The organism is Bacillus sp. FSL K6-0268 (assembly GCF_038005425.1).
GTDB classification, from domain to species: domain Bacteria; phylum Bacillota; class Bacilli; order Bacillales; family Bacillaceae_G; genus Bacillus_A; species Bacillus_A thuringiensis_S.
Genome location: NZ_JBBOTF010000009.1, coordinates 1 through 8,871 on the forward strand (window position 1 = coordinate 1; position 8,871 = coordinate 8,871).

An 8,871-nucleotide genomic window follows, 5' to 3' on the forward strand; every position below is an offset into this window, starting at 1 on the left:
ACAATCGTCTATCATTTTATGTTTACACGATTGTAAGTGACGTCAAATTCCTGGGGGCTAGCCCCCAACCCCCCAGCCAGCTCTCTCACCCAAAAACAAGGAAAATCGTTTTGAAAGGAACTAAGCGCCTCTTGCTCGAATAAAAATAGACAAAAATTAAATTGTAAGCAGGGGGTGCTCAATTGGAAAAAGCATACTGGAATCATGAAGTCGCAGAACGTTTACAAATGGGAAAAAGTACATTACGTCGTTGGTGTTTAGAGCTTGAAAAACAAGGATATATATTTTCAAAAGGGGAACAAGAAAGTAGAGCTTTTACAAAGAAGGACGTGCTCATATTAGAAAAAATAAAAGAATTACAAAGCGAAGGGAAAAAACTAGAACATGCAATTAAACAGGTACTGAGCGAGCAAGAACAAGTCTTGCCCACCTTACAGAGCACCCCTCGCTCAGTAGATATAGATTGGCAAGCAGAGAGAGCACAATTAAAACAAGAGTTATTAGCTGAAATTAAGCAGGAGTTGCTTAGTAGTGAGCAACGTATTTTTCATAGATTAGAAGACCGAGATCAATTACTTATGCAATATGTTCGAGAAATGCAGGAAACAAAAAAGATAATGGCAACTACTTTACAAAAAAAGTGGTGGCAATTTTGGAAGTCATAATGTCGGAAAAAAGAGAATAGATATATGGAATACATACAATAAGGGAATGCAGTACAAATCAGTATACAAGCATTCCCTTGCTATGAAATATGTGAAATAGATTGCAAAAAATAAGGAATAAAAAATGGATATGTTTATACAGGATTGTATGCAAAAAAAAGAAGAATGTGACGAGGCGTAGGGAAGCCAAAATCCGTATGGTGTAAGGAATGTATAAAAACGTGTATAAAGAAAAACATGACGAAAGAAGGAAACCCCTTACAGGAGTAAGGGGAAGCCTTGTGATTTGCTACCGATAATAAGACATTATGTCTACTAGGGATGTATATCATATACGTTTTGCAATTTTCGGGAGGTGTACTAGGTTAATAGTTTTTTTGATTTTTTTAAAAACTTGATTATTTTGGTATATTATGTTAAATTACTATTGGTATATTATGTATTAAAAGAAAGTGTTGGTGTAACAAATATGTCTTTAAATCTAAATAAAAAACTTAGCTTAATTTGTTTGTTATTCATTACCTTTTCAAACATTATTTTATATTTAAGTATAAATTCAGAACTAAAACGGACATTTTCTAATTCTGATTTTCATGCTAATTCAACATTATCTATGGCAAATTTTGAAATAATATTATATTCGATACAAGTTTATAACTTAATAGTTACACTATTGTCAGTATTCGTGTGTGGTCTAATATTATGGTTTGTTTCCTTTTTATTAGATTCAAAAGAAAAAAAATCAAAATTTATAATTATTTCATCAATAGGAATCGCTATTCTATCAATTAAAGGAATTATTTTATCCATTATAAATTATTTAATGGATAATTACGAAACATTATATATTTTTAATAATAATATCATTTTACAATACTTTGATCCTTTTATTTGGATATCAACTGTAACTGTTTTCGTACTTTTATTTAAGAAAACAGATTTGAATAAAACAAACTCTCTAATAATATCAATTATTTATTATATTATTTTATGTTCAAGTACCATTATTCAACAAATCATCCGTACTTTAATATAAACAGTTTTTAACTGATTATATTAACTTTATTATAATTTTAAAGGAGGTGAAACAAATGAATCTAGCAACTACTAAAAACAAGTTTTTATTTCTTATTGGTGGAACATCGGCACTTGTTGGAGCATTTTTATTGTACGTATCTACAATTAATAGTACGACAATACAATTTGCATCCTCCAAAGTTTTCATTGGACAAGCTGAATTCTCATCTACATTAGGTATATCAGGTTATGCAGCAAAAAAAGCAGTTGATATTATTTCTGCAGCTGGTGACCTATACGCTATTATTGGATTACTTGGTGTAGTAACTGGTGTTGGAGCAATTGGATATGGTATTGTAGTAACAGCAAAAACATTAGCAAAAAAATATGGTAAAGCTTATGCAGCATCTTGGTAAACATAATAACTATAAATACTATGATATATATCATAGTATTTATAGTTTAATAATTTTTAATTGAGGGATCAAAATGAAATTGATTTTAACTAAAATTTATGAAATAAATAAAATTTATTTCATATCTACTTCAAGAAAAACATTTGAAGATTGGAACTTAAAAATCAAAAAAATATGGCTTCTTGTATTTTCAATTTTTATATTAACAATAATTTCTAGTTATTCGATGGGTATAATAGTAAATAAAACATTTAAAATATCCTCTGATACCACTATTTCTTTTACTTTATTGTTCTTATTTCTTGAACAATTTTTTTGGTCTATAACTTTTTTTAAAAATAAAACAAAATTTTTCATACTCGATTTATCTAAGTTTATAAATCAAAACAAGCAAAATAGAATTATTCAAATACATGCATTTTTTTTTAGAGAGAGCTTAAAAAAAAATTTGATATTAATTCTTTTGTATGTTCCTTTCATAATTTCTACTACTAATTTCCCTTATGTATATTTATCCATATTAATTATATTATACGGATTATTTAGTTATATTTTATTAACCATATTTAGCTTGTTAAATTTTATATATACTAAATTCTTAAATAATCTAATACAAAAATTTTCATTCATTCAAAACTTTTTAATCTTGTTATTAACAATGATTATTGGTTTTTCTATTGGTTATATAACAAATATTTCAATAAATAGCTTTAATACGATTCTAAACTTTCTTAAAACTGATGCTTTTAATTTAATTGCTAATTATACACCATATCTATTTATTTACAAAAAATTCAATCTTTTCATGATAACCTTATTGATGTTTTTTATGTTTATAATTTCAACTATGATAATTTTGATTTGGAATTTAGTATTAAAGAAACATGATTTAATTTCTTATTTTAACAGTCGTAATACAACATATAAAACTACAAGCTTACTCACTCGAAAATATCGTAATAGAACTTTAGCTATTATGGCCAAAGATATTACTTTTATTGTACGTATAAACAGTTGGTTTTTTAATAATATTTCTAATATGTTATTTCTTTTTATGTTACTTTTAGGTTTCTTACTACCACTAGGATCTCAATTTATTAAAATTTATCCAATACAAACACTTATTATTTCTTCCTTTATCATAGCTAATTTCTTTTTTACTATCATAGGTGATTCTTTTAAAACAATACTTTCTGTAGATTCAGAATCTAAAAATTCACATATTTTTACAAATAATATAAGGAATTTATGGGATATAGTGTCTCCTAAAACTAATGTTTATTATATTTTTGTAACATTTATTTCTTTATTATTAGCTCTTATATTATATTTTATATTAGACATTTCATTTTCAAATATTTTATTTTTCATGATAGTCTTTATGACATCAGGATTTTTAAATGGTATTTATCAAATTACTAGTACTGGTCTTTATCCAAAATTAAATTGGGAAAATTATCAAGAAATAGGTGAATCATCAAAAGCTAAAACGTACGCTAATATTAGTGGAGGAATCATCTTTATTTTCTTTCTACAAATGGGTACATTATCTTCTTATCTCGTTACAAAAGGATACAGTACTGATATTATATTATTTTCCTCTGCTACTATAATGATTATTATTTGTATATTAAATCATATAATATTGAGGTTATTCCTAAAAAAAATATCTTTCTATGAAAGGTTTGTGCAAAATGTTAAACGTTAAACATCTTAATAAAACATATGATGAAAAACAAATATTAAATAATATTAGCTTTTCTATTGAATCAAACGTAATTTATGGAATTTTAGGAACTAATGGTGTAGGAAAAACTACAACTCTAAAAATCATTTCAGGACTTTTAGCACCTACAAAAGGAGAAATTCACTTAAATGGAAAATCTCAAGATCTAACCTCAGGAAGTTTACTTCAAGAAATTGGATTCGTACCTGACAAATCTGACTTATATGAATATTTAACTGGTGAAGAATATCTAAGATTTGTAGGTAAACTTTATCACCTAACAGATGAAGAAATAAATGTATTTGTTAAGAATATTTTATCCCAATTCAAATTAACTGATTCATCTCATCAATTAATAAAAAACTATTCACATGGAATGAAACAAAAAATATCTATTGCATCAGGACTAATTCATAATCCTAAATTATTAATTTTAGACGAACCACTTACAGGCATAGATTTAATAAGTACTAGAACAATTAAAAATACACTAAAAGATTATGTAAAAAAAGGAAATATAGTTTTATTATCTACCCACCTTTTAGAATTAGCACATTCATTTTGCGACAAAATAGGTATTATTCACAATGGTTTACTTGCAAGTGAATTTTATATTTCAGAATACACCTTAGCTGAACTAGAAAAAAAAGTGGAGAATATTTATCTTGAAAACACTAACTAATTGTCTTAAACGAAATAAAATAATTCTTATTTGCTCATTATTATTCTTTTTCATCCCATTAATATGGAATGTTTTTTTTGGAATTACTTCTATAACACCAGGGGAACAAAATATATCTACAAATCTATTGGGATTGTTTTTCAATAATTTTATTGTAAGTAGTATTATTATGTCTGGTTTTGTAACATTTGGATTTTCAACTGTACTATATCTTAGTATAAACGGTATGATTGTTGGATATTCAATAACTCTACAATTAGAAAAAGGAAGATCTGTATTTGAAATACTTTCTTTATTAATTCCCCATGGACTTGCTGAAGTTCCTGCATTAATTTTAAGTGGTATAATTGGTTTGAAATCAATAGATATGATTGTAAAATTAACAATATCAAAAGATAAAAACATAATAAAAAGAGATTTTAAAGATATTAGTATTTTATTTGTTACAATTATTATTCTTCTCATAATAGGAGCCATTATAGAAACGTATTTTACCCCATTATTAAAATAGGAGTTAATATATATGCAAAAAATATTTTATTTTACTTTCCCCATAGTTTTATTTATCGGGGTACTCTTAGGGAATTCTTATAACTATTTATTTCCTGTAGCTACATTTGGATTAGCTTCTATTTATATAGCAATATTTTTACCGAAAATTAAACCATTAGGTAAAAGTAAAAAAATAATTATTCCATTGTTATTTCTAGTTTTTCTTATAAATCTATTTAGTTCTATACTTTTATATTTTAAAAAATAATAAAAACATTGGCACAATAAAATATTTTTTGTATTTTGTGAATGAAACTCAATGTATAAATGTTTAATAAATCATTAATAAAAATGAAATTAAGTTTTATGTCAACGGTAAGCGGACGAACAAAGCAAGGCGAAGTGAAGGAGCATTAAGGAGTTGACATATTCACAACACCCAAACCCTCTTGATGGGTTTCAAACGGTATCCGTTTGAACCTGCCTACCGGCGAGGGAGCCCCCTCAAAAATGAGGGGGGATGGGGGTGTTTTTTATATGGGGTCTGGGGAAAAGTTTCCCAGTGGGTTTGGGCAACGCCCAAGGTTTTTATGGCTAGCGTATGCAAGCCATTTTTTGCGTGAGCAAAAAACAATAGGGGGATTGGGGGAAACCCCCAACAAGCTGTATTTGCGCCACGAAGTGGCTAGCAAATGCGACGCTTGCCAAATCCCTTGCGGCAATGATAAAATTGGAGATACTACGACCAATTTGGAATGACGCTTCCGTTGCAAACGGAATGAAGGGATGGGACTTGATGAGTGAACAAGATAACAAGTTTGCTAGCGATTTTCGGAAGAATCCGAACCGAAAAGAGCGCAAACAAATTAGTTTTCGTGTGAGCGATGAGGAATTTGCAAAATTACAGCAGTCAGCTGAAACATTGCGAATGAGTGTGCCAAACTTCGTAAAGAAGAAGGCACAAGGGAGTCGTTTAATTTCTCCGAAATTTGATAAGGAGACGAGTCAAATGATTGCGAGGAATTTGAGTCAGATGGGAAATAATATGAATCAAATTGCAAAATATTGTCATGCGCATAAAGAGGGAAATGTAGATTGGCCACGTTTAAATTACAATATCGAGAAATTACGAAAAGAAGTGAATGAGTTATGGCAACAACTAAACTAGGAAATACAAAATCAGCAAGCAAAACGATCAATTATGCGGAAAAACGAGCAGTAGAAAAAAGTGGTCATAATTGTGATGTGGAGTATGCGAAATCAAATTTTAAGGAATTAAGAATGTTGTATGGAAAAGATAAGGGAGTTCAGGCGCATACCATTATTCAGTCCTTTAAACCTGGAGAGATTACACCAGAGGAAGCCAATAGCATTGGCTTAGAGTTAGCTCAATCTGTTGCCAAAGATTATCAAGTTGTGATTTATACGCATGCGGATACAGAACATATCCATAATCATATCGTGATAAACTCCGTTAATATCGAAACTGGTAAAAAGTATCATAGTAGTAACAAACAACGAGACTTGATAAAAAGTGAGAATGATAGGATTTGTCAGGCACGAGGATTGTCAGTCGTCGTAGAAAAACAAGCAGCAGTACGGTACACGGCAGCGGAGAAATCATTGTTAGAAAAAGGAAAAACATCATGGAAAGACGAAATACGACAAGCGGTTGATATAGGGAAAACGCGTACGAGCGATATAAAGGGTCTTACAGCGTTTCTAGATGATTTAGGTATCAAAACTAGATTAAGAGGCGAAACAATCTCCTATAAGCATCCTGAGTCCTTAAAATGGGTGCGAGGAAGTAAGTTAGGGTATGACTATGAAATAGGAGGGATGGAACGTGGCTTTGAGCGACAAATTGGAGAAAGCAAAACAAGAACACAATCTATCGACGGAAATGAGCACAAGCGAACAAATCAATTATCGGGTGAGAATGTCGGAGATAGAACATCAGAACGAACTGATCGCGCAACGTATCGACCAATTAGCAGAAAGTATCGAGAAGAACAACAAGCTCGTGAGCGAGCAAATACTCTCCGTCAGCAAAATGAACAGAAAAAACAACGAGAACTTGAACAACAAAGTCGAGCAATTGAAAGAAGCGGACCAAGCCTTGAGAGATAATCTGAGGGAAACGCTGAATCACTATTTTCAGCAAATGAATAAGAGCGTAGGGGAAAGTTTTGAGAAAAAGACAGATAAACTTGTTACTGATTTTTATCACAAAGTACATCAGATAGAGCAAAAAACAAGTGAAGTACAAAATATAAGGATTAAGACAAAGAAGATTGAGGAAGTGTGTGTATCTGTTGTACAAGTCTTATTGTATGCTTTGATTGCAGTTCTTCTTGTAACAGGGATGAAATATGGATTATGGGAAGTATTGGGCTTAGCAAAGCTATATGAAAAAGTGTCGCAAACATTTGAGTGGGGTTGGCTTGTGATGGCAGTTATCATGGGTGGAATGGGTCTTTGGGCATTTATCTGTGCGTTTACATTTGTAAAAGATAAAACAAGTCAACGGCGTTTTTAAAGATATGGATAGAGACAAATAAGCATTTTAATTAGAATTAAAATCTAATATCTGGAATGTTTTTCTATTATTTTTAGACAATATTTCCATGTTATAATGATAGATAGAATTTTTTGTAAAATAAAAAACTCCCTCACAAGCGTTGGAAACTTAAGGGAGTTTTTTATCAATAGATAGATTGGAGTTGTTCTTTATTAAGGATATTTTATTAGATAAAATATTATTCTAAGTATGTATTCTATCATATTGAACGAACTCCTTCTACACATAAGGAGTGGAACAATGAGTAAAAAGATTGTTAATTTTGTAGATGCTGAAAAAAAGGCAAAAATAAGAGATACTCGGATTGATAGTATTTATGAACAATTGCAAGTGGGTGGTTATTCGGAAGAAGAGAAAGTAATGCTTTTGCAGTTATTGAGTAAAGCTACTGGTGGAGAAAAGTATTTCATAGGTAAAAAGAAAAATCCTACGGATAGGGTGAGATTTGTGCAAATTATAATGGATAATATGGAATATTTAAACCGTATTGGATATTTTACAAATGCAGAGCAAGCATTTTTATTACAGATTTCTTCTTATTTAGAATTTAAAACTAATGTAATCATTGAAAAAAACAATGGTGATAATGAAATTGATACAAATGCTGCAACACCTAGTTATCTAGCTGAAAAGCTTGGTAAAACAAGAGAAAGTGTTTCTAAAATAATGAATTCTTTATTAAAGAAAGGTGTTTTAGGCGTTGCGGAATCAGGAATGACTACTGATGATGGAAGGATTTGTACTAGTCGTACATGGTTTGTGAATCCAAATATTATGTGTTGTTCGCCTAAAGATAGTATTGATAGGGCAACTCAACATATTTTTAAAAAGTCACTAAGGAATTTTAAAATAAATGGTGATACTAAAAAATATAAATTACCAATTTATTTATTTTAGATGTTAATTTAGTATTGACATCTTTTTTTTTTTGTGTTTTTCCGTTTTTTAGGTGTGAATTTTTTTTCACACAGGTGTGAAAAAAAATTCACACCTAATGTCTTATAAACCCTTGATATTATTGACTTTTTTTATTTCACCTATCTCACTCTTATATTTATAGTTAAAAGTTCCGCAAGGAACAGGTAGTATTTTCCCTCGCTTTGCTTCAGAAAATCTCCACCTTCAAGAAAAAAATGTTATAAAAACATAATTATGTTTTTATAACATTTTTTTCTTGTCCTTGCCTAACTTTTTTCGGCAGGGATTTATCTTTCGCCAAGCCGATCAGACCAAAAACGAGGAACTAGGTTATACGACTTGGATTTACAAGTATACCTGCCGAACCACCTTGT

Annotated in this window: 10 protein-coding genes; all 10 read left to right on the forward strand. The window is 29.7% G+C overall.

The genetic code is table 11. The annotated features are described in order from the left end of the window. The first annotated feature begins 182 nt into the window (after positions 1-182). Positions 183-665 carry a DUF3967 domain-containing protein gene (locus MHI28_RS35935; protein ID WP_277548013.1) on the forward strand — a complete coding sequence of 161 codons (483 nt, stop codon included), beginning with the start codon at positions 183-185 and terminating at the stop codon, positions 663-665. Between the two features lie 1,091 nt (positions 666-1,756). Continuing rightward, complete coding sequence (locus MHI28_RS35940; RefSeq protein ID WP_340829622.1) at positions 1,757-2,098, forward strand: uberolysin/carnocyclin family circular bacteriocin; 342 nt, start codon at positions 1,757-1,759, stop codon at positions 2,096-2,098. Positions 2,099-2,171: 73 nt separating this feature from the next. Next, positions 2,172-3,806: a hypothetical protein gene (locus MHI28_RS35945; protein WP_340829624.1), complete on the forward strand. Its 1,635-nt coding sequence runs from the start codon at positions 2,172-2,174 to the stop codon at positions 3,804-3,806. After that, on the forward strand, positions 3,793-4,506 hold the full coding sequence (locus MHI28_RS35950) for an ABC transporter ATP-binding protein (RefSeq protein WP_340829627.1): 714 nt from the start codon (positions 3,793-3,795) through the stop codon (positions 4,504-4,506). The genes MHI28_RS35945 and MHI28_RS35950 overlap by 14 nt, the downstream gene beginning before the upstream one ends. After that, on the forward strand, positions 4,490-5,017 hold the full coding sequence (locus tag MHI28_RS35955) for a stage II sporulation protein M (protein WP_340829630.1): 528 nt from the start codon (positions 4,490-4,492) through the stop codon (positions 5,015-5,017). The genes MHI28_RS35950 and MHI28_RS35955 overlap by 17 nt, the downstream gene beginning before the upstream one ends. A 12-nt stretch (positions 5,018-5,029) precedes the next feature. Then, entirely contained in the window at positions 5,030-5,266 is a 237-nt protein-coding gene (locus tag MHI28_RS36415; protein WP_445661823.1) for a DUF5970 family protein, read from the forward strand. Between the two features lie 528 nt (positions 5,267-5,794). After that, on the forward strand, positions 5,795-6,166 hold the full coding sequence (locus MHI28_RS35960) for a plasmid mobilization protein (protein WP_340829633.1): 372 nt from the start codon (positions 5,795-5,797) through the stop codon (positions 6,164-6,166). Continuing rightward, entirely contained in the window at positions 6,148-7,128 is a 981-nt protein-coding gene (locus MHI28_RS35965; RefSeq protein ID WP_340829636.1) for a relaxase/mobilization nuclease domain-containing protein, read from the forward strand. The genes MHI28_RS35960 and MHI28_RS35965 overlap by 19 nt, the downstream gene beginning before the upstream one ends. Further along, positions 7,118-7,537 (forward strand): hypothetical protein, encoded by a 420-nt coding sequence (locus MHI28_RS35970; protein ID WP_277548011.1) that lies wholly within the window; start codon positions 7,118-7,120, stop codon positions 7,535-7,537. Before MHI28_RS35965 ends, MHI28_RS35970 begins: the two co-directional genes overlap by 11 nt. A gap of 282 nt (positions 7,538-7,819) precedes the next feature. Then, positions 7,820-8,476 (forward strand): MarR family transcriptional regulator, encoded by a 657-nt coding sequence (locus MHI28_RS35975; RefSeq protein WP_078187736.1) that lies wholly within the window; start codon positions 7,820-7,822, stop codon positions 8,474-8,476. Positions 8,477-8,871: the final 395 nt, after the last annotated feature.